Origin of the sequence: Vibrio tasmaniensis, assembly GCF_024347635.1 — a bacterium.
GTDB classification, from domain to species: domain Bacteria; phylum Pseudomonadota; class Gammaproteobacteria; order Enterobacterales; family Vibrionaceae; genus Vibrio; species Vibrio tasmaniensis.
Genome location: NZ_AP025510.1, coordinates 108,651 through 127,835, shown reverse-complemented (window position 1 = coordinate 127,835; position 19,185 = coordinate 108,651). Strand labels below are relative to the sequence as shown.

The following is a 19,185-nucleotide window of genomic DNA, read 5'->3' as shown; positions in this document are numbered from 1 at the left end:
CAGACTTGTGATCAAGAGACAGCCCAATGGGTGCCTTTTTCTTTAGCGTTCGTTTACTTGTAAAGCTGATGCTTACCAGAAGGTAATGAACAAGCCTACAGTCACCGCCATTCCAACATAGTTATTGTTCAAAAAGGCTTGGAAGCAAAGGTCTCGATCGCGGTGACGCATCAGATGCTGTTGATACACGAACAAGCTTCCCGAAACTAACAATGCCCAGTAGAACGTATCACCGAGTTGGTAGTGCATTCCCAATGCAATCAGCATCGCCAGTGTAACTAACTGCAGCGCGCCCACAATAAGCTTATCAAAACGACCAAATAGAATAGCCGTCGACTTGATACCAATCTTCAGGTCATCGTCTCGGTCAACCATCGCATATTGCGTGTCGTAGGCTATCGTCCACAACGCATTAATCACGAAGATAAACCACACAATGCTTGGCAGTTCATTGGTTTGCGCCGCCCAAGCCATTGGTATTGCCCAACTGAAAGCCAATCCGAGAAACAACTGTGGAAGGTGTGTAAAACGCTTCATGAAAGGATAAATGAACGCTAGACCAACGCCAATAAAAGAGAGCTTAATGGTCAGCGGGTTCATGGTGAGTACCAACAAGAAAGAAACCACAGCTAACACTAGAAAGAGCACAATGGCTTCCTTGCTGGAAACCAAGCCTGAAGGTAATGGACGTTGCTTGGTGCGTTTGACATGACCATCAACTTTACGGTCAGCAAAGTCATTAATCACACAGCCAGCCGATCGCATTAACACCACACCGAGTATGAAAACAACCAAGACATCAAAATCAGGCATGCCTTTCGCAGCAATAATCAGCGACCACAAGGTCGGCCAAAGGAGTAACAGAGTACCAATCGGGCGATTCATTCGCGTCAATTGCCAGTACGCCTTCGCTTTGGTGGCAAGCATTTACACACTCTCCTTAGAGTAAATGGGGGATGTTGGTAAAAAAAGTTCGGCCACAAGCATCGGTTTATGATTCATCCATAATCGAGAACGACGCGCGAGTAATCGCTCATCGCCAGCGATAACCCAACCGACTTGCAGCGCATCTCGCTCTACATTCTCAGCACTGAAAACCGTTAATCCAAGCGGGACATCCCCTTGTTGAGAAAGGTCAGAGTGCTGATGGTCTTCTAGGGTAATTCGAGGTATTAAGGTTCGACCTAACACCCACGGCTCATCATCACCCTTTAAAATCACTTTACGTAGTAAGCAATCATGTGATGATAAAAGGCGTTCTTCGTCCTTCTGCAGAATTGATCGTTCCACAACTTGATTATGAAGCAACTCAACAGACAGGTGCTTGCAGCACTTGCCCAACTTACGGGAAAGCGATCCTTGTTCCATAAGCCACTCTTTGGTGGTTTCATTAGGAAAACTAAATTTTTCTGTGCTTTGCCAATCTACATTCATTAACGAATTTAGATACAATGATATTGACTGATTCATACTAGTATTCAATAGGTGACTTTACACGTACAATAAAGCTTCAATTTTCGAATAAAATTAAAGCGTCCTTCGAATTGTAAACGTATTTAGATTTAGACCGCTCATTGTAACAAGACTAATGCGTTTCGAATATCGCGAATAAACTAAAGAAAAGTCTCAAATATGCACAAACGTTATGTAGCCCAACTATTTATTGCGATTAATCTACTATTTTCAGCATCAAGTTTCGCTGAAGAAGAATCGACACCCAAACTAGCCTACTTCACGCTAGAGCCCGATCTCACCACCAATTTTTACACTAAAGGTAAAAAACTGGGCTATATTCAGGTCCGTCTCGACATAATGGTCGCAAATAGTAATGACTTAGAAGCCATTGAGCATCATCAGCCATTGATTCGTGATGCGGTGATTGAATTACTCGGCAAACAAAATGAAGAAACAATTAAGTCTCTATCCGGTCGTGAAGATTTGAGAAAGTCCTTAGTTGAGCACCTCAATAAGATTTTACTTCCTGAAACAGGTAAAACCCTCATTGCTGACTTATTGTTTACCAAATACCTTTATCAGTAATGATGTAAAAACGATTCCCAATAAAAAAGCGGCTCATCTGGCCGCTTTTTTGTCTCTATCGTTTGGCTACTCACTAGAAAAAATGAGTTAGCTTCTTGCCGAGCTCGGTGCTTTCATCGCATCGATAAAGCCAAGAATGACACCAGCGGCTAGGCCAGCTAAATGCGCTGTATTGGCGATCGCCATAAATGGCTGCATGTACCCAAGCACTAACCACACCAACATAAAGCCGACAATCTGTCTTGGGATACCTAAACCAAGTTGTGGTGCCTTCGCACCGACAACCCATAAGTAACCAACCAAAGCATACACAACACCAGACAAGCCACCGAAGTTCGCCCCTTCAACCCAATACTGCCCAGCACCTGAAAGCGCAGAAGAGACAGCAAAGATCTGAAGTAGCTTGAGGCTGCCTAGTTTCTTCTCAATGTCCCCACCTAGCTGCCACCACCACAAAATATTGAATGCGATGTGCATAACAGAGAAATGCAGAACGGCATGGCTCAACCAACGCCACAACTGCCATTGCTGTCCATCCACCGCAGGGAAATGCAGGGCATTGAAAATAGCTTGGCCAAAACCAATCTGTTGCAGCGCAAAAATTACCACACACACCAACATTAGGCTCAGTGTCACGGGGCCCGCTTTGGCTTTTATCATGCCCATGAAGCTCGGGGTGTGATAATGAAAGTTGCTCTTTCTGGTCTCTGCCATGTCCCAAGAGGCCGCTTGATAGCGTTTATGATTGGGTTCAGCCAAAAAACGATTCAGCTCAGCTTCGGTTTCAACCTGAAATTGACCATCAAGAAGCCACAAAGCAAAACGCCCTTCTCCCTCTGGAGACATCTGAATAGGGATCTGACGGGAGGCCATATAATCAATAAATGCTTGAGCAAGACGTGGGTTGTCTAACACCATCAGTCTAATCATTGTTACTTCCTATTCATGCTATGGGAGATGCTTGAAGCGCTTAAGTGATAAAGCTATTAACCCGCGATCACCGGAAGTTCAGCACGATGCCAAGCTTCGAAACCGCCATCAACACTATATACCTCTTCAAAGCCTTGGTTCACTAAATATTGTGCCGCGCCTTGGCTACTAATGCCGTGGTAACACATCACTAAGATAGGCTGTTCGAACTCTACCTCATCCATAAACGACACCATTGTATCGTTCGTCAGGTGGTAGGCGGTTTTTGAATGGGCAACCGCAAAAGATTGCGGATCTCGTATATCGACAAGTCGAGCTTCACTTTGTTCAATAAGGGCTTGAGCGCCTTTAACGTCGATATGTTTAAACTGGTCCATGACTTTCTCTTTTTATACTGATTTACTTTGCTGCCATTGTAACCTATCCCAAGGCTAACAATCACATCCACTTAATAAGGTTATCCACCAGCGATCACTTTTACACCATTTGTGGATAAATCTGTGAATTGCGTGAATAAAGTGCCTTTTTAAAAATAGATCCACAACATGTAGTAATGATCCTGATCTAACTGTGGGTTAACTGAAACATATCCCCACGCGAAAAACCCCGCCAAAGCCTTACTACACCCTGCTTTTAGACAGCTGACGAATAAATTCCTCACAGAGTTATCCACAAAATCGTTTTGCAAATTTCGAACGCAAAAGTTGAGAAATCGATCAAAAACAAAAAGGCCGAGATCTCTCGATCTCGGCCTTTTCAAATTCAGCTTATTTTATCGCTTCTGGCTTATCTGCCTTTAGAAGTCACCAACGGCTTGCTTCAATTTCTTCATCGCATTCTTTTCTAACTGGCGAACACGCTCTGCAGAAATGCTGTAGGTATCCGCTAAGTCTTGCAGTGTTGCTTTGTTGTCGTCTAACCAACGTGAGCGAACAATGTGTTGGCTGCGTTCGTCTAAGCTCTTCAATGCGAGACCTAAGCGATTATTAGTATGTGATTCCCAGTTAGCCGCTTCAACCGTCTCAGCAACGTCTGATGCCTTGTCTTCAAGGTAATAAACTGGTGCAGTGTAAGCAGAACCACCGTCGTCGTCGTCCATAGGCGCTTCAAACGTCGCGTCCTGTGCCGCCAAACGAGATTCCATTTCTCGAACTTCTGAAGGCTCAACACCCAGTTCACGCGCAACCGTCTCAACTTCACCGTTATTGAACCAACCTAAACGCTTTTTAGACTTACGAAGGTTAAAGAACAATTTACGCTGCGCTTTAGTCGTTGCGATCTTAACGATACGCCAGTTACGCAATACGTATTCATGAATCTCAGCTTTGATCCAGTGAACAGCAAAAGAGACTAGACGGACACCAACTTCTGGATTGAAGCGCTTAACAGCCTTCATCAAGCCGATGTTACCTTCTTGGACAAGATCAGCCATTGGCAGCCCGTAGCCAGAGTAGCCTCTTGCAACGTGCACCACGAATCGTAGGTGTGAAAGGATCAAGCCTTTCGCAGCATCGATCTCACCTTTGTAATGTAATCGCTCTGCAAGTCCACGTTCCTCTTCAGGTGTCAGCATTGGGTAGCTGTTCGCTGATCGGATATAGCTATCTAAACTATCTTGTGTGACTAAAGCCATTTGATACGCTTGGTTTGCCATTCGGTTCCTCATCAATCTCTGATCTGGAGTAATACATCTATTAAAACCCAACAATCTTGAACCTAAAATGAACAGGTTTCAAGGAGGGGGAAGTAATTATGCATAATCAATTCGTCTATACAAGGCTAAAACTGGTTAAGAAGTGCCTATTTTTCGTCTAATTATGACTCTATTCACCTAAACAGGTTCAATTTCTTTTAGGTGACGCTGTGCAGAAAGCTTCGCAGCCACGCTACCAAGCAAGGTTCCGACGATCAAAAGCAATAAAGATTCATCCCAACTCAGGCCAATTAAGCGGAAGTGGCTATCGTACAACTGAGCCAAGTCATCCACTGCGCTGTTCAGTAATACGGTAATCAATGCCGTCATTACCCACGCGCTAATCGAACCTAATACACCAAACCACATTCCAGCATACAGGTATGGTCGAAGAATGTAGCTGTCGGTAGCACCAATCAGCTTCATGGTTTGAATCTCTTCTTTATGCGCCAACACATTAAATCGTAGTGTGTTGCCGATAATCAGAAATACGGCGCCCAACATCAACACAGTTAAGGTAATCACGATGACAGCCGCAAGTGCTTTGATAGCATCCAGTCGAGCTAACCAGTCTTCATCTAAACGAACATCAGTGACTAACTCTTGTTTCTTAACCTTGCCTGCCAGTTCTTTAATTAACGTGTCGCTGTGTACGCTTGGCGTAATCACCAACACACCTGGCAATGAATAATCATCGAGGATAGTTAGGGCGTCCTCAAAACCAGAATACTGGCTGAGGTCCTCAAGACCTTGCTGTGGAGAAATGTACTCCACTAGCTCGACTTGGTCCCAACTTTCGATTTCATCCTTGAGCACCATGACTCTCGGCTCAGGGATACCATCCTCTACATAAGCACTAATTTGTGACGGGCTGGTGACGTCTTGCGCCACTTCACCAACGTTCTTGCCCAGTAGGTACAAACAAGCGGGCATCGCCAACGCCATTGAAATCACCGCAAGCGTCAGCAAGTTACCTAATGGACGCTGCCACATTTGCGAGAACGATGACTTGGCTTGTTTCCAATGAACAACAAAAAAACCGTCGCTTGAAGCCCGGTTTGCTGCTCGATTGGATTGAGGTTTCTTGATGCGCTTATTCGCGGCCATAATCTTCAACCTCACTCAAAAAGCCTTGGTTTAATTCCAGATGACGATACTGAGGGCGAGTGTTCACTAACCCGATATCGTGCGTCGCTAGCATGATCGTGACACCCGCACGGTTGAACTCTTCAAACAAGCGTAATACACGACTCGATAGTTCAGGATCTAGGTTACCAGTTGGTTCATCCGCTAAAAGCAGAGTTGGGCGGTTAACTACAGCGCGAGCAATACCGACCCGTTGTTGTTCACCTCCAGAGAGCTGGCTTGGCAAACAACGGGCTTTGTCTAATAAACCAGTTTTGTCCAACGCGGCGCTGACTCGACGTTTAATTTCGTTTTCAGAAATAGATTCAATACGCATAGGCAGAGCGACGTTATCGAAGATCGAGCGATCCATCAGTAGGCGGTGATCTTGAAAGACAATTCCGATGTTACGACGTAAAAAGGGAATGTCTTTGGCTGGGATACGAGTAATATCGTGATCGTTAAACCAAACACGTCCGTCAGTTGGACGCTCTATCGCGCAGATCAACTTCAGCAAGGTACTTTTACCAGCACCAGAGTGCCCGCCTAAAAATGCCATCTCTCCTCGTTTTAGATGAAAGTCCACTTTTTGGAGCGCTTGTCGTCCGCCTCGGTAGGCTTTGCTCACTTGCTGAAATTTGATCACCGAAAATTCCTCTTACGATCACTCATATCAAATTTAAAACGGTAGCAGGTTAAAGATAAACCACTTTGCTACGCGCGTTACTCTTCACGGCTAAATAGTGCTTCAATAAAGTCTTTCGACTCAAATGGACGCAGGTCGTCAATGCCTTCGCCCACGCCAATATAGCGGATTGGAATCTGGAACTGGTCAGCAATTGAGAAAATTACGCCACCTTTCGCTGTACCATCTAGCTTAGTTAGCGTAATACCCGTTACTGGTGCCACGTCACTAAACAACTTCGCTTGGCTAATCGCATTCTGACCGGTACCTGCATCTAGCGTTAACATGATTTCGTGCGGTGCAGAATCATCGATCTTCTTCATTACACGAACAATCTTGCGTAGCTCTTCCATCAAGTTGCTCTTGTTCTGCAAACGGCCTGCAGTATCTGCAATCACAACATCAACACCACGCGCTTTCGCCGCTTCAATCGCATCGTAGATAACAGACGCGCTATCGGCACCAGTGTGCTGAGCGATAACCGGAACATCATTACGCTGCCCCCAAACCTGAAGTTGTTCAACCGCTGCCGCACGGAAGGTATCACCCGCCGCCAGCATCACTTTCTTGCCTTCACTTTGGAATTGTTTCGCCAGCTTACCGATAGTGGTTGTCTTACCCACGCCATTCACACCCACCATTAAAATAACGTAAGGTGTTTTAGTGGTATCAACAACCAGTGGCTGTTCCACTTGGCTCAAGATTTCTGACATCTCTTCTTTGAGCAGACCATAAAGCGCTTCACCGTCTTTTAGGTCATTACGGGATGCTTTTTCTGTTAGGTTTTCAATGATCTTAACGGTGGTATTCATACCCACGTCGGCGATCAGAAGTTGCTCTTCTAGTTCTTCAAACAGGTCTTCATCGATTTGCTTGCCTTTGAACAAACCAAAGAAGCCAGCACCAATGTTTGCTTTAGTACGGCTTAGGCTACGCTTAAGTCGTGCAAAGAAGCTTTCTGTCGGCTTCTCTTGAACTTCTTCAATCTTAGCTTGAGGAGCAATCACTTCTTCCTGCTCTGCTTCTGCTTCTGCTTCTGCTTCTGCTTCTGCTTCTGCTTCTGCTTCTGCTAGGACAGGCTGCTGCTCTTCTTGAGTCTCTTCAAGCGCTTGATCTGATTCAGCAAGCTCAGATTCAACTGATTGAATTTCAGTTGGCTTAGCTACTTCAGCTTCAACCTCGACTTGTGATTCAACTTCAGTTTGATCTTCAACGTTTTCTACGTTCGCTTCATTCTGAGTTTTTGGGCTTTGTTCTTCTTCACCAAAACCAAGCCACGATAATAATCCGCGCTTCTTTTTTTCCGTCATCAGAGGAGTTTCCTAGATCTACTAATTAGCTGTATTGACTTAATACACGTCGACTCTTTGCTATTGTTATACAATACAAGCTTGTACAAACGAATAGTAAAGAAAAATGACAAAGCAGTGATAAGTTTGCTTTTAGCTTGATACACTTTGTCATTGCAAATTTATTAAATATTCGAACCCACTTAAATTGGGCTCGGTATAGTATCACTTTATTAGCGGTCAAAAAATCTATGGTAAGACGTCGCCAGCAAAACACATCACAAAAAAAGCCATCCGGAGGCTTTGTTCGAATTATTAGTGGCTCATGGAGAGGTAGAAAACTGCCTGTTCATGATTTAGAAGGATTACGCCCAACCATTGACCGAGTAAAAGAGACCCTCTTTAACTGGGTGGCTCAAGATATCCCACATTCAACTTGCTTGGATGTATTTGCCGGTTCTGGCGGTCTAGGTTTTGAAGCCGCTTCTCGCCAAGCAAAAATGGTGACACTGCTCGAAATGAACCAAAAGGCGGCTAAACAGCTTTCTGATAACGCGAAAGAGCTCAAGGCAGACAACATCAATGTCGTGAATACTGATGCTATCTCTTTCCTTAAGAAGCCTGGTACTCCTTACGATATGGTTTTCCTTGATCCACCATTTCGTAAAGGCTTACTTGCAGAAACTGTACAACTGCTTGAGAGCAATGGCTGGTTGGCAGATAACGCCATCATTTACGTAGAGACCGAAAAGGAACTGCAGCTTGAGGCTATGCCAGAGAACTGGGAATTGCATCGCGATAAGACCACTGGCCAGTCTAGCTACCGACTGTTTAATCGAACCACTGAAGAATAGGAGTTATTGAATGAAGTTCTTACTTCCACTAGCAAAAGCAGCCATCGCCTTTGTTTGGTTTATCTTAATCGCCAATATTTTCTACCCATTCCCGGGTAATGCTGCGATTGCGCTTTATATCATGACAGCGTTCTTGTTCTTCATGCACGGCCTACAGATGCTAATTTTCATCGGTGCTTTTGGCGATAAGATCGAAATGTCACGTTGGGAGAAGTGGTCAATACTGATTTTCGGAGTCTTTGCCCTCCTCGATATCCGACGCAAACACATGATGTAATCGAGCTTAAGCTCAGATATAAAACGCTTAGCTACAGAAAACATCATGACAGAAACAGTAGATACCAAAACGCCGCTCATTTGAGCGGCGTTTTTTATTCAGCGATGATACTGATGTTAACCCATATAACCCTTAACACCATTTAAGAACATTTGAGTCGACAGCATAACCAGTAATAAGCCCATCAAGCGTTCGATGGCTTTAAGGCCTCTCTCACCCAGCACTCTCAGGAAGAAACCATTAAACATCAGAATAAAGAAAGTAGCGCCCCAAGCCAGCATCACCGCGGCTGAAAGCTCTAACATATTGTCAGGGTGCTGTGTCGACAGCAAAATCAGTGCAGCAATCACCGACGGGCCTGCAATCATCGGAATCGCCATCGGCACGATAAACGGCTCTTCACCCGCCGCTAGGCCAGTAATACTGCCTGCACTTGGGAAAATCATCTTAATCGCGATGATGAACAGAATAATACCGCCAGAGATACTCAAAGTTTCAGGCTGCACGTGCAGGAAGTTCATAATGCTTTGGCCAGCAAACAAGAACAACAGCAGGATAATCAGCGCAAACATCAGTTCACGAACAAGAACAATACGGCGACGTTTCGGATCAATATGCTTAAGGATAGAAAGCACGATTGGTAGATTGCCAAGCGGATCCATAATAAGAAAAAGCATGGTCGCTGCAGATAAGATTTCCATAAGTTTGTCTCAAAAGCGTAAGTGCGCGGAGTATAGCAGCCTCAAGATTGATTTTCGAACACAGTAATAAACGAGTTAACTTATGCTATTTAGAAGGGAATTTAACGAGAGCAAGTAGAAAAGAGAATTTAAGGAGTGAAGCCGAAACATCGTATCCACTCTTCTTATCTATAAAAGCCAAAAGGCTCTAAAAACCAAATCATTGGTAATTAGTGATTACACACACGTTCGCGATTGGTGCAAAGCTTATCATCGACAACCACGACCTTTTCCATCTTCAGGAAAAACTTCAGTAGGCCATCCAAATCCAAACCGTTCAGCTTACACGTATGAAAGCGAGCTTCAGCGCCATAGGTTTGAGCAAGCTCTTGCGTCAACTCTTCACGAGTCAGCGGCTTTTCACTCAGTAGGTTTAAAACGTTGTGTGCGTGGATTTCAGTGGTCATAACTCAATCTCATGTTTAATGAATTAAGCGTAGAGTACCGACTTTCAACAAGTCTGCCTTGATGTAGCTCAGAATTAAGCGAGCTCTACCCTAAATGGTGAGGGAAGCAACAATGAGAGCATGTGCAAGAAAATAACTGCCCGTTATCCAAAAGTAAGCGCCCTTAATTGGGCTGCGATAGAAATTTAGGGCGTACGCCAATGCGGAAAGCAGCAGCACGCAGCAACCAACAAAACCAACAGCATGTGATAGCTGAGGCTCAAGTAACCAGACTTCACCAGAAGCCCAAGCAAGCTGAATGAGCACAATACCCATTATAACCACTGGAAAAACGAGTTTGTCTAAACGAGGGAGTAATAGGAAGAAAGCAACGATACATGCAGCTAACAGCAGCGCGAACAACCACCAGACCATTTCCCCCGATAGCTGTAACCAAAATGCTTTGCTGTAACAAAGTTGAGCCAACAGGAAACAAACAAAATGCAGAAGACGTTTTTGAGTAACAGTATGAAGCACATCTGCGATCGCGGAGATCGCTAACCCAGCCACTACCCAATAAGTAAAATCAACGACAACAGATTGAGTTAGAGCAATAGTCGCCAATAATACAAAGGTAAAGACCTTATACAATAAAGCCTGACCGATATACCCATGTTTCGTTCCTGTTATTACTCCAATACCAGACAAGGAAACCGCCAACCAACTCCACATACCATTTGCCCTATTGCTTTTAATCGTCGCCAGTCTAGGCACACGGGTGTTGATGTAAAGCCTCAGCCCTTCAAAATTGGATCTTGATTACGCTTCCACTAAAAAGAGCGTCTTTAAATTGAAGTCGTCATAATTCCCGCAGCGATAGTGATTATTCTTTTAAAAATAGACTCATTAATCGGAAAACTCATATAAATTGACGCTAGAGAACTCAAACTTCAATTACAACCACTTCTAGCTTGTCAGATCCACAATATGTCGTCATATTATGTAAATACCACACAACTAAAAGTTTAAAATAAGTATAAAAAAATTATTAAAAACAATGATTTAAAATCGAAAAATAGACTTATCCGGAAATTTCCAACACTACACAAACCTAGACTTACAAAGTACGTAAATTACTTTTCTAAAACCCACTTTGTCAGGTTTCGCCAAGCTTCCTGTCAAAAAACCATCACAATAATCAAACCTAAAACCCACAAAACCCAAGAAAACAAACCCAGACACCACCAAGCCCTATTAATACAGTTTAACAACCTTTAACAATATAAATTACACAAAACACCAATTACAAAACAACAACTTAAATCAAATAAGAACAAAAAAAAATCATAGCGAACAAAATAAGAACACACCAAAACACACAGTAAACATAGCGAAATTGATATAAAACCCAATAGTTTTCTATCACTTTTAAAGGTTTCGAAAGTAATTCTTGATCTAAAGCCATAAGTAGTGCTATTCTTTAAAACATAGCGAGAGACAACCAAATTTAGGAGTAGTGTTATGATTTCATCTTCGCAAAGACAAGGACTTGTAATGATCGCGGTAGTTGTAGGTCTAATGACACTACCGATGATGTACTAAGCAAGTTACAGATAAAAAAAGGGACGCCATTAGCGTCCCTTTTTTTGTTCAATTTTTTCATTTCGAAAACAGATGCAGTGTTAACACATCCCAGTTCGCATAATAGAAACCAGCAGCAGCTAAAGTCATTGCCATCATCAGTAAGATTGCAACTCGCCAAATAAAACGACCACTACGTGGAGTCAACTCCTTCTCACAGTCGTTACACATCATGATGAACTTATGCTGGTCTTCCAACTTAGCCTCATGCTCATTAACTACCTTATTACGACACGTTGCGATATAACGCAGCTTACTCACCGTATCGTGCGGTAGCCTTTCTTCACAGCTTGACACAAGCTCATGCAATCCTTCGCCTTCGGCATGATATTGAAGCCTCAATAATTTCTCTATATTACGAGTTCTTGTCACCACTTTTTCAATATCGGTCATATTAGCCCTCCCACTCCACACTATAATTCTAGTCGAGCATTTCCCTATTCTTATACAAAATCACTGTTATTTACGAGAGAAAGAGACAATAAATAACAATGCTTTATCCCAAACTGGCCTCTAAATGTGATGTCTGCCGAAAAATAATCAGCTTGGCTTACAACAGTTCACGAATAACGGCTTGAAACACATATCCCTATTGCTTGAAAGATTAGAATAACCATCACGACTACATGGAGGTTACATGCCTAATTCACTCTTTCTTGCCATCTTTGCACTCGCCGGTCTAGCGGCTTGGGTATTTCTTGGTTTCTATCGAAAGCACTCACAAGGTGAAAATGCGCCAGAAAAGAAAGTGAACGTCACTGTGTTGGATAAACAATCCATCGACCTTCCTGATGCAGAACCAGGCCAAGAGGATCAAGAGTATTGGATTTACGTTCAACGTGGTGTGGTTGGTCCAAAACGAGAGTTCCAAGTCGGAATCCACTACTTCCACGCCCTGAACCCTGGCGACAAAGGTACCTTAACCTACCAAGGCGATAAGTTCTTACACTTTGCATTGAAGCGCTAAACATTAGGTACTTCAACTGTATCTTCTAAGCAATCCATCAGAAAGCCTTAGCACCCACCGCTAAGGCAATAACCAACGTGTTTTCTCTGACTTAGAGACCAACCAGCTCATCCATAACGCGCCAGCTCCGCTGATCACGATCCATAATGGAATAACCCAAGCAGGGTGTCCTTGGTACCAACCGAACTCTTTCATTGGCCATAAGAAAATCGGGTGCAGCAGATAAATACCTAAGCTGTGTTTACTGATAAAACCAACCACTTGATTGCTCTTCTCAGACAAGCCTTCACCATAGTAACGGCACACCATAAACACCATGCTCGCCGCTAATACGGTGTTCAACGTCTTGTAAGATAACCAACGCCCTACCGTGTACTCTTCTGCGACCAAACTTGCATCAACCACCATATAAACCGTGGTCAGTAACGCTAATCCACCAAGTAACACACTCACGCCGACAGTCATCTTGTTAAGTGGAACCATCTTATACAGCAGGTAACCCAACGGTAAGTACCCGGTGTACAACCACAACTCGTGACTCCAAGGGCCATCGATTTTCAATAAGAACAATAGCGTTGTGAACAACCATACAGCCGTAAAGGCATAGACAGATCTATCACCGTACTTTCTGACCATGATCTGTAAAAAAGGAATCACAAAGTAGAGTGGGATGAAGTAATAGAAGAAACCAAGGTGATAGTACGTGTAGTGATGATAACTATTGAGCAAAACCTCCCAACTGACGTCCGCATCAAAACCCATTAGCGACCAACCTGATAGGTAGGTATAGAAAAGCGACCAAACAATGAATGGGATCAGTACCTTACCCAGACGGCGCTTGAGGTAGTATTTAGCGTCAAACGGGCGCTGATCACTCAGCATCAATGCACCAGAAATCAAGATGAACACAGGCACTGCCCAGCGACTGAAACCATTCACCGTAATGGCAGTCAGCCACTCACCGAAAGGAATGGAGCTTAATTCATTACGATAAGGCGCCAAAACATGAATCGCGATAACAGCTATGGCCGCGACACATCGTGCTAAATCAAAAAAGAAAATTCGCTGCTTCATGTAAATGCCTGATTAATATTCAATCATTCTACTATAGCAATAAAAAAGCTGACCGGAATAAATACCAAGTCAGCTAAGTGTTAAAGAAGATACTTATCGCGAATTTAACTTATTCGACTCTAAGTTATCCGACTTAAGCTTATGCGACTTTCACTCTTACAAATGAGGCTCATGCGGCTGAAGCTTATGCCGCTGAGATTTGCGGCACTTTAGGTAAACGCAGAGAGATCACCGTTGTTATCGCTAAGAATACGAAGGATACCCACAGACACGCAGACAAACCGGCCATTTGGAATACCAAGCCCGACAATATCGTGCCAATCAATCGACCCATCGCGTTTGCCATGTAGTAGAAACCGACATCAAGAGAAACCCCATCGCCTTTCGCATAACTCACAATCAGGTATGAGTGAAGTGATGAGTTCACCGCAAAGATGGCACCAAATACCATCAATCCACCGATGATAACTAGCTCTGGTTGCCAGCCAATTTGCACCGCATAGGCAATACCGGCAGTCACGATAGCCAATGCACCCGCCCACAATAGCGCTGCATGTCCATCTGGCACCTTGCCTTGCGCTTTACCGGTAATCTTAGGTGCGATGCCCTGTACAAAACCGTAAGCAATAGTCCAGGCCGCCAAGAAGCCACCGACCCATGAGTGGTCCCAACCAAACACGCTGCCCAGATAAATCGGTAGAGCAATCACAAACCACACGTCACGAGCACCAAATAGGAACATACGCGCCGCCGATAGGATGTTGATGGATTCAGACTTAGAGAAGATCTGTTTGAATTTGGGTTTGGTTTTCGCTTTACCCATGTCTGCTTCTAAGCTCACCAAGCTACCTATGAAAACTAATGTCAGCACAGCAGCCATTGCTAGCACTGCGTATTGGAAGCCAATCGTCGAAAGCAGTAAACCTCCAATAAAGAACCCTGCACCTTTGAGTGCATTCTTAGATCCAGTCAGAATCGCAATCCACTTATAAAGCGCACCTTGTTGTTCATCAGGGACTAAGGTTTTGATTGAGCTCTTAGCACTCATCTTATTGAGGTCTTTAGCAATACCAGACAAAGCCTGCGCCGCCATAACCCAAGGGATAGTCAACATTTCGGTTGGCACCGCGAGCATACCCAAGGCGACGACTTGCATCCCGAGCCCAATATTCATGGTTTTATTGAGGCCAAGACGTGCCCCTAACCAGCCGCCAATTAGGTTAGTTACCACACCAAAGAATTCATAGAAAAGGAACAGTGAGGCGATCTCTAACGAGCTGTAGCCAAGGTCATAGAAATACAAGACCACCAGCATACGAAGTGCACCATCAGTAATGGTGAAGTTCCAGTAGTTAAAGGTCACCAACATGTATTGGCGAACGCTCTTACTTAGATTTGAAAACATAACGCTATCTCTGCAATCTAAACAAAAAGAGCTTTTGGATCATGATAAGTTCAACACTCCAGATACCAAAAGCCCCTTGTATAACAACAATGGTTTATTAGCTGTTCGCTACGCCATTAATGTATTCAACCTGAATGGGCTTAGTAAATGCGCCCGGACGCAGTGCCTGCACCTCTTGAACAATCTTGTTCATGTCCCAGCTCTTCTCTAACAACAGGTGTGCAGCCAGTAAACCAGTGCGGCCAGAACCGCCCATGCAATGCATCGCTACCTTACCGCCGTTATCCACAATTTGGTGTAGCACAGGGCTCACCGCTTGCCATTTCGCAGCAAAATCGGTACCCGGTGCACAATCGTCTTCGATTTCGATTTGGAACCACTGCATGCCTAGCGCACGTGTCTTCTCACCAAGTGCCGCAACGTCTTTGCTTGCAAGCTCATGGTCATCAAGTGCTGTCACGATAGCTTCAACGCCTTGTGCTTTCAGTTGCGTTAACGATGCATCGAGATCAGCGCCTTTAGTGCCTGGGCACGGAGTAAGCACTAACGCACCAGTTTCTAGATCTAGTTGCCATGTTGGGTGTACTTGAGAGTTTGTCATCATCTATCTCTTAAAAATCTTGTAAATTAAGCCAGACCAACGGTGCGAACTAACTCAGCAGTACGTGTTGCGTAGCCCATCTCGTTGTCGTACCAAGCGTAGATCTTAACCATGCGCTTACCGACTAGCATGGTTGATAGCGCATCTACGATCGTTGAGCGTTGATCGCCTTTGTAATCGATAGAAACCAGGGGACGCTCTTCAAAGCCAAGAATGCCTTTCAATTCATTCTCAGACGCTTCTTTCAGCATCGCGTTGACTTCTTCAGCTGTGGTGTCTTGCTTCACTTCGAAGATGATGTCGGTCAGAGAAGCGTTCGCTAGTGGTACACGAACCGCATGGCCATTAATACGATTTTCAAGCTCCGGGAAAATCTCAACAATCGCTTTTGCACTGCCCGTTGTTGTCGGGATAAGGCTCATGCCACATGCTCGTGCACGGCGTAAGTCTTTATGGGGCGCATCAAGAATAGTTTGCGTATTGGTGAGATCGTGAATAGTGGTAAAGGCTGCGTTTTCGATACCCAACTTCTCGTTAATCACTTTAACCACTGGCGCGAGACAGTTAGTTGTACAAGATGCTGCGGTTACGATTTTATGTACTGCTGGATCGAAGATAGCGTCATTCACACCAACTACGATGTTTGCAATGCCTTCTTCTTTTACTGGTGCCGATACCACAACACGCTTCACGCCTTGCTCTAGGTATTTATTAAGGAAAGAGGTTTTACGGTGAACACCGGTCGCTTCAAGAACAACATCGCAACCAGACCAATCAACAGCATCAATATCGCGCTCTTGCGTAGTTCTAATGCGTTGACCATTGATGATCATCTCATCGCCTTCAACCGTGACTTCGTGGTTCCAGCGACCTTGAACCGAATCGAACTCAAGAAGGTGCGCCAGTGTTGCTGTATCGCCTGCTACATCGTTAATTTGAACAAACTCTAGCTCAGCCCAATCGAATGCTGCGCGAAGTGCTAGACGGCCGATACGGCCAAAACCATTAATACCTACTTTGACTGTCATACTCTTTTCTCTCAGTTAATTGCCTTCATATCTGAAGCCGCAGCGTTGTTGTCTATGCCTAACTGCAATCTCAACGATTTTGGCAATAAATTTAAATGTATTTAAACGCAACATTGAGGGCGTGAAGTCATGGCTTCTAGGCGCTCAATATCCTGTTGGTATTCAGTTTTCAAACAGTTCGATGCGATAAGGTCATCAATTAACTTTAGCATCCAACCCGGTAAATCTTGTGACAGACGGTAGAACACCCACTGCCCTTGGCGAACGTCAGTTAAAATTCCGTTTGAACGCAACTGCGCAAGATGACGGGAAATCTTTGGCTGACTTTCTTGTAATGCCTGAGTCAACTCACCAACAGATAGGCACTCTTGGCGCACAATCAACATTAAGCAACGCACTCGCGTTTCATCAGACAGTAATTTAAAAAATTGGTGAGGAAGCATAACTACATACTCATATATGGATATGCATATATATTAGTTGTAAAAAAACGCACGTCAAGGCGTGCGTTTTCATTGTCATAAAAGTTTAACGAAGAATATCAGAGTTTGTTGGTAACAATATGGCTCCACCGTCGCGCTTCGGTAAGCTCTGTTTTTACTTGCTCGACATTAAGTCCTAGATCAGCGCAATGCTCATCAATTTGTTGCCAATCTGCATGTTCAAAACTTTCTTCAAGTGCCAGTAGGGTGCCGTATGGCCCCTCTCTTCGAAGCAAAGCAACCTTGATACTTGCGCATAACGGTAATTGTTCAATTAAGTTCTCTAACGACAGATCGAGCAACGCATCAAGTAATGAGAACAAACCAATCATAAAGGCTTGTTCAGTATGCCCTTTAAATACTTGGTAACGAGACATCCGTTGGCAAAACTGCGCACGTTGCAAAGACAGGCCATACAGCTCTTTGGGCTTTTTATCAGAGACATAAGACGCTACTGCTAGCGAGACAAACATTTTCAATTTCTCTTGCCCTAAATAAACCAAGGCCTGACGAAATGAAGAGATGGTGACCTCAAGGCGGGGTGACATAGTGTTCACAAAGCGCAGAAGCTTATAGGATAAGGCAATATCTTTCGCGACGATGCTTTCAACACGTTGGAAGTCGACATCCGGCTTACAGACCTCTTGGAATAGCTCCATCGCTATCACTTGCTCTGGGCTAATATACTTAGTCTTTATAATTTCGGGCTTACTAAAGAAATAGCCTTGGAAAAACTTAAACCCTGCTTCTTTCGCTTGTTGGAACTCTTGTTCCGTTTCAACCCGCTCAGCAAGAAAACTATACTTCTTCCCTTCGTGCTTTTTGACTAACTCACACGCCGAATCCAACCCCATCTGCATGATATCAAGCTTAACAATATGCGTATATTGAAGGAAACGTTCCCACTCAGGTGTCGAAGTAAAGTCATCTAGGGCAATCATATACCCTGCTTGATAAAGCTCTTTGATTACCTCTAATAGCTCATCGGTCGGTTGGCAGGTTTCAAGAATCTCAACTACGACCTTATCTTTCGGTAAGCTCATTGGAAGACGACGAATCAAGCTTTGATACGGAAAATTAATAAAGCAGCGTGAAGATGGGATCGAAGGGTTAAGCCCAACTGACAAGAAGTTTTCAACGATCAGGCGATACGTTGCTCGGTTAGACTCAATATGCGCGGGGTAGGCATTCCTATCACCGTCACGAAACAGCAGCTCATAACCAAGCGTGTTCTTGTTACGGTTTAAGATAGGTTGTCGAGCAACGTACGTAGCGGTCATTTATTGATAACTCTAATTAATTTAACTATAACTCTGTTACTTTCATTAAGCTTTGGCAGCAGCCAGCAAAGCGCCGCAGCCCATGAACATACCACCAAATATTTTATTTATCTTACCCATTATGCGATCTGAGCGAATAAAACGTCCCATTTGTGAAGCTAATGAGGTGTAACCCAACATAACCACGCTATCAATAAATACAGTGGTCACTCCGAGCACCAACAACTGCGGTGCTTGCGGTTGTGTCGGATCGATAAATTGCGGAAACAGAGCAACTAAGAACACGATAGATTTTGGGTTAGTCAAATTGATAAGCACTGCATTTCTGAGCAGCTTGCCACTCGATAGCGTTGATTTTTCTTCTGAAGCCACCAAGCTAGACTTATCACGCCACTTTTGAATGCCTAACCATAGAAGATAAACCACGCCCACCCATTTGATGATGGTAAATGCCAAGGCGGATTTTGCCACTAGTGCACCAATACCCGCTCCCACCAGCATAATATGAAATGCAAGACCGAGCTGTAAGCCTACGATCGACGCAAGTGACTTCTTGGTGCCATAGCTGAGCCCATTGCTGATTGAGTTAACGGTACCTGAGCCCGGTGCCAAACTAAACAAAATCGCCGTGACGACATAAGCAAGCCAAACATGAGTATCCATTTGCATTTCCTTACTAGTTCTTTAA

The 19,185-nt window shown here is 44.1% G+C and carries 23 protein-coding genes; 4 read left to right on the top strand and 19 right to left on the bottom strand.

The window, feature by feature from the left end:
• Positions 1 to 72: 72 nt before the first annotated feature.
• Together ubiA and OCV44_RS00580 are read right to left on the bottom strand one after the other, a co-directional pair.
• Positions 73 to 927 (bottom strand): 4-hydroxybenzoate octaprenyltransferase, encoded by an 855-nt coding sequence (gene ubiA, locus OCV44_RS00585; protein ID WP_139685689.1) that lies wholly within the window; start codon positions 925 to 927, stop codon positions 73 to 75.
• Complete coding sequence (locus OCV44_RS00580) at positions 928 to 1,470, bottom strand: chorismate lyase (protein WP_170213746.1); 543 nt, start codon at positions 1,468 to 1,470, stop codon at positions 928 to 930.
• 162 nt (positions 1,471 to 1,632) lie between these two features.
• Here OCV44_RS00580 and OCV44_RS00575 point away from each other — a divergent pair, with 162 nt between their 5' ends.
• Positions 1,633 to 2,040: a flagellar basal body-associated protein FliL gene (locus OCV44_RS00575; protein ID WP_009848242.1), complete on the top strand. Its 408-nt coding sequence runs from the start codon at positions 1,633 to 1,635 to the stop codon at positions 2,038 to 2,040.
• 87 nt (positions 2,041 to 2,127) lie between these two features.
• Here OCV44_RS00575 and glpG read toward each other — a convergent pair whose 3' ends face one another.
• From glpG to ftsY, 6 genes are all read right to left on the bottom strand, one after another.
• Positions 2,128 to 2,970, bottom strand: coding sequence for a rhomboid family intramembrane serine protease GlpG (glpG, locus tag OCV44_RS00570; protein ID WP_139685691.1), 843 nt, complete (start codon positions 2,968 to 2,970; stop codon positions 2,128 to 2,130).
• Between the two features lie 56 nt (positions 2,971 to 3,026).
• On the bottom strand, positions 3,027 to 3,347 hold the full coding sequence (gene glpE, locus OCV44_RS00565) for a thiosulfate sulfurtransferase GlpE (protein WP_017084865.1): 321 nt from the start codon (positions 3,345 to 3,347) through the stop codon (positions 3,027 to 3,029).
• Positions 3,348 to 3,766: 419 nt separating this feature from the next.
• Complete coding sequence (gene rpoH / locus OCV44_RS00560; protein WP_010438716.1) at positions 3,767 to 4,624, bottom strand: RNA polymerase sigma factor RpoH; 858 nt, start codon at positions 4,622 to 4,624, stop codon at positions 3,767 to 3,769.
• Positions 4,625 to 4,801: 177 nt separating this feature from the next.
• The gene (gene ftsX / locus OCV44_RS00555) at positions 4,802 to 5,770 is read right to left on the bottom strand and encodes a permease-like cell division protein FtsX (protein ID WP_139685692.1); all 969 of its coding nucleotides are present in this window, start codon (positions 5,768 to 5,770) and stop codon (positions 4,802 to 4,804) included.
• Positions 5,757 to 6,434 (bottom strand): cell division ATP-binding protein FtsE, encoded by a 678-nt coding sequence (ftsE, locus tag OCV44_RS00550; RefSeq protein WP_009848236.1) that lies wholly within the window; start codon positions 6,432 to 6,434, stop codon positions 5,757 to 5,759. Before ftsE ends, ftsX begins: the two co-directional genes overlap by 14 nt.
• Before the next feature lie 77 nt (positions 6,435 to 6,511).
• Positions 6,512 to 7,783 (bottom strand): signal recognition particle-docking protein FtsY, encoded by a 1,272-nt coding sequence (gene ftsY, locus OCV44_RS00545; RefSeq protein WP_139685693.1) that lies wholly within the window; start codon positions 7,781 to 7,783, stop codon positions 6,512 to 6,514.
• Between the two features lie 230 nt (positions 7,784 to 8,013).
• Between ftsY and rsmD the strand changes: the two genes are divergently transcribed.
• Positions 8,014 to 8,616: a 16S rRNA (guanine(966)-N(2))-methyltransferase RsmD gene (rsmD, locus tag OCV44_RS00540; protein ID WP_004736589.1), complete on the top strand. Its 603-nt coding sequence runs from the start codon at positions 8,014 to 8,016 to the stop codon at positions 8,614 to 8,616.
• A 10-nt stretch (positions 8,617 to 8,626) separates the two neighbouring features.
• Positions 8,627 to 8,893 carry a DUF1145 domain-containing protein gene (locus OCV44_RS00535; RefSeq protein WP_009848233.1) on the top strand — a complete coding sequence of 89 codons (267 nt, stop codon included), beginning with the start codon at positions 8,627 to 8,629 and terminating at the stop codon, positions 8,891 to 8,893.
• A 116-nt stretch (positions 8,894 to 9,009) separates the two neighbouring features.
• On the opposite strand, the gene OCV44_RS00530 is transcribed toward OCV44_RS00535, so the two are convergent.
• The 4 genes from OCV44_RS00530 to OCV44_RS00515 form a co-directional block, all read right to left on the bottom strand.
• Positions 9,010 to 9,594 carry a YhgN family NAAT transporter gene (locus tag OCV44_RS00530; protein ID WP_139685694.1) on the bottom strand — a complete coding sequence of 195 codons (585 nt, stop codon included), beginning with the start codon at positions 9,592 to 9,594 and terminating at the stop codon, positions 9,010 to 9,012.
• Between the two features lie 209 nt (positions 9,595 to 9,803).
• Positions 9,804 to 10,040, bottom strand: coding sequence for a YecH family metal-binding protein (locus tag OCV44_RS00525; RefSeq protein ID WP_017079825.1), 237 nt, complete (start codon positions 10,038 to 10,040; stop codon positions 9,804 to 9,806).
• 90 nt (positions 10,041 to 10,130) lie between these two features.
• Positions 10,131 to 10,751: a lysoplasmalogenase gene (locus OCV44_RS00520; RefSeq protein ID WP_139685695.1), complete on the bottom strand. Its 621-nt coding sequence runs from the start codon at positions 10,749 to 10,751 to the stop codon at positions 10,131 to 10,133.
• Positions 10,752 to 11,678: 927 nt separating this feature from the next.
• Positions 11,679 to 12,053 (bottom strand): hypothetical protein, encoded by a 375-nt coding sequence (locus OCV44_RS00515; RefSeq protein ID WP_009848229.1) that lies wholly within the window; start codon positions 12,051 to 12,053, stop codon positions 11,679 to 11,681.
• Positions 12,054 to 12,297: 244 nt separating this feature from the next.
• Here OCV44_RS00515 and OCV44_RS00510 point away from each other — a divergent pair, with 244 nt between their 5' ends.
• Entirely contained in the window at positions 12,298 to 12,627 is a 330-nt protein-coding gene (locus tag OCV44_RS00510) for a DUF2500 domain-containing protein (RefSeq protein WP_139685696.1), read from the top strand.
• A 60-nt stretch (positions 12,628 to 12,687) separates the two neighbouring features.
• Here OCV44_RS00510 and OCV44_RS00505 read toward each other — a convergent pair whose 3' ends face one another.
• The 7 genes from OCV44_RS00505 to rhtB all read right to left on the bottom strand — a co-directional run bounded on the left by OCV44_RS00505 (position 12,688) and on the right by rhtB (position 19,160).
• Positions 12,688 to 13,701, bottom strand: a complete 1,014-nt coding sequence (locus OCV44_RS00505) for an acyltransferase (protein WP_139685697.1) — start codon at positions 13,699 to 13,701, stop codon at positions 12,688 to 12,690.
• Between the two features lie 184 nt (positions 13,702 to 13,885).
• Positions 13,886 to 15,106, bottom strand: a complete 1,221-nt coding sequence (arsJ, locus tag OCV44_RS00500) for an organoarsenical effux MFS transporter ArsJ (protein ID WP_139685698.1) — start codon at positions 15,104 to 15,106, stop codon at positions 13,886 to 13,888.
• Positions 15,107 to 15,203: 97 nt separating this feature from the next.
• Positions 15,204 to 15,710, bottom strand: coding sequence for a cyclin-dependent kinase inhibitor 3 family protein (locus tag OCV44_RS00495; RefSeq protein WP_139685700.1), 507 nt, complete (start codon positions 15,708 to 15,710; stop codon positions 15,204 to 15,206).
• A gap of 23 nt (positions 15,711 to 15,733) precedes the next feature.
• Positions 15,734 to 16,735: an ArsJ-associated glyceraldehyde-3-phosphate dehydrogenase gene (locus OCV44_RS00490; RefSeq protein ID WP_139685701.1), complete on the bottom strand. Its 1,002-nt coding sequence runs from the start codon at positions 16,733 to 16,735 to the stop codon at positions 15,734 to 15,736.
• A 101-nt stretch (positions 16,736 to 16,836) separates the two neighbouring features.
• Complete coding sequence (locus OCV44_RS00485) at positions 16,837 to 17,178, bottom strand: metalloregulator ArsR/SmtB family transcription factor (RefSeq protein WP_009848223.1); 342 nt, start codon at positions 17,176 to 17,178, stop codon at positions 16,837 to 16,839.
• A 98-nt stretch (positions 17,179 to 17,276) separates the two neighbouring features.
• Positions 17,277 to 18,497 (bottom strand): EAL and HDOD domain-containing protein, encoded by a 1,221-nt coding sequence (locus tag OCV44_RS00480; protein ID WP_139685702.1) that lies wholly within the window; start codon positions 18,495 to 18,497, stop codon positions 17,277 to 17,279.
• A 45-nt stretch (positions 18,498 to 18,542) separates the two neighbouring features.
• A complete protein-coding gene (rhtB, locus tag OCV44_RS00475; RefSeq protein WP_009848221.1) occupies positions 18,543 to 19,160 on the bottom strand; it encodes a homoserine/homoserine lactone efflux protein in 618 nt (205 codons plus the stop codon).
• Positions 19,161 to 19,185 lie beyond the last annotated feature (25 nt).

Bases quoted from the DNA above. Each gene is read 5' to 3' on its own strand.
- ubiA (WP_139685689.1), bottom strand. From the start codon at position 927: ATGCTTGCCACCAAAGCGAAGGCGTACTGGCAATTGACGCGAATGAAT.
- OCV44_RS00580 (WP_170213746.1), bottom strand. From the start codon at position 1,470: ATGAATCAGTCAATATCATTGTATCTAAATTCGTTAATGAATGTAGAT.
- OCV44_RS00575 (WP_009848242.1), top strand. From the start codon at position 1,633: ATGCACAAACGTTATGTAGCCCAACTATTTATTGCGATTAATCTACTA.
- glpG (WP_139685691.1), bottom strand. From the start codon at position 2,970: ATGATTAGACTGATGGTGTTAGACAACCCACGTCTTGCTCAAGCATTT.
- glpE (WP_017084865.1), bottom strand. From the start codon at position 3,347: ATGGACCAGTTTAAACATATCGACGTTAAAGGCGCTCAAGCCCTTATT.
- rpoH (WP_010438716.1), bottom strand. From the start codon at position 4,624: ATGGCAAACCAAGCGTATCAAATGGCTTTAGTCACACAAGATAGTTTA.
- ftsX (WP_139685692.1), bottom strand. From the start codon at position 5,770: ATGGCCGCGAATAAGCGCATCAAGAAACCTCAATCCAATCGAGCAGCA.
- ftsY (WP_139685693.1), bottom strand. From the start codon at position 7,783: ATGACGGAAAAAAAGAAGCGCGGATTATTATCGTGGCTTGGTTTTGGT.
- rsmD (WP_004736589.1), top strand. From the start codon at position 8,014: ATGGTAAGACGTCGCCAGCAAAACACATCACAAAAAAAGCCATCCGGA.
- OCV44_RS00535 (WP_009848233.1), top strand. From the start codon at position 8,627: ATGAAGTTCTTACTTCCACTAGCAAAAGCAGCCATCGCCTTTGTTTGG.
- OCV44_RS00530 (WP_139685694.1), bottom strand. From the start codon at position 9,594: ATGGAAATCTTATCTGCAGCGACCATGCTTTTTCTTATTATGGATCCG.
- OCV44_RS00525 (WP_017079825.1), bottom strand. From the start codon at position 10,040: ATGACCACTGAAATCCACGCACACAACGTTTTAAACCTACTGAGTGAA.
- OCV44_RS00520 (WP_139685695.1), bottom strand. From the start codon at position 10,751: ATGTGGAGTTGGTTGGCGGTTTCCTTGTCTGGTATTGGAGTAATAACA.
- OCV44_RS00515 (WP_009848229.1), bottom strand. From the start codon at position 12,053: ATGACCGATATTGAAAAAGTGGTGACAAGAACTCGTAATATAGAGAAA.
- OCV44_RS00510 (WP_139685696.1), top strand. From the start codon at position 12,298: ATGCCTAATTCACTCTTTCTTGCCATCTTTGCACTCGCCGGTCTAGCG.
- OCV44_RS00505 (WP_139685697.1), bottom strand. From the start codon at position 13,701: ATGAAGCAGCGAATTTTCTTTTTTGATTTAGCACGATGTGTCGCGGCC.
- arsJ (WP_139685698.1), bottom strand. From the start codon at position 15,106: ATGTTTTCAAATCTAAGTAAGAGCGTTCGCCAATACATGTTGGTGACC.
- OCV44_RS00495 (WP_139685700.1), bottom strand. From the start codon at position 15,710: ATGATGACAAACTCTCAAGTACACCCAACATGGCAACTAGATCTAGAA.
- OCV44_RS00490 (WP_139685701.1), bottom strand. From the start codon at position 16,735: ATGACAGTCAAAGTAGGTATTAATGGTTTTGGCCGTATCGGCCGTCTA.
- OCV44_RS00485 (WP_009848223.1), bottom strand. From the start codon at position 17,178: ATGCTTCCTCACCAATTTTTTAAATTACTGTCTGATGAAACGCGAGTG.
- OCV44_RS00480 (WP_139685702.1), bottom strand. From the start codon at position 18,497: ATGACCGCTACGTACGTTGCTCGACAACCTATCTTAAACCGTAACAAG.
- rhtB (WP_009848221.1), bottom strand. From the start codon at position 19,160: ATGGATACTCATGTTTGGCTTGCTTATGTCGTCACGGCGATTTTGTTT.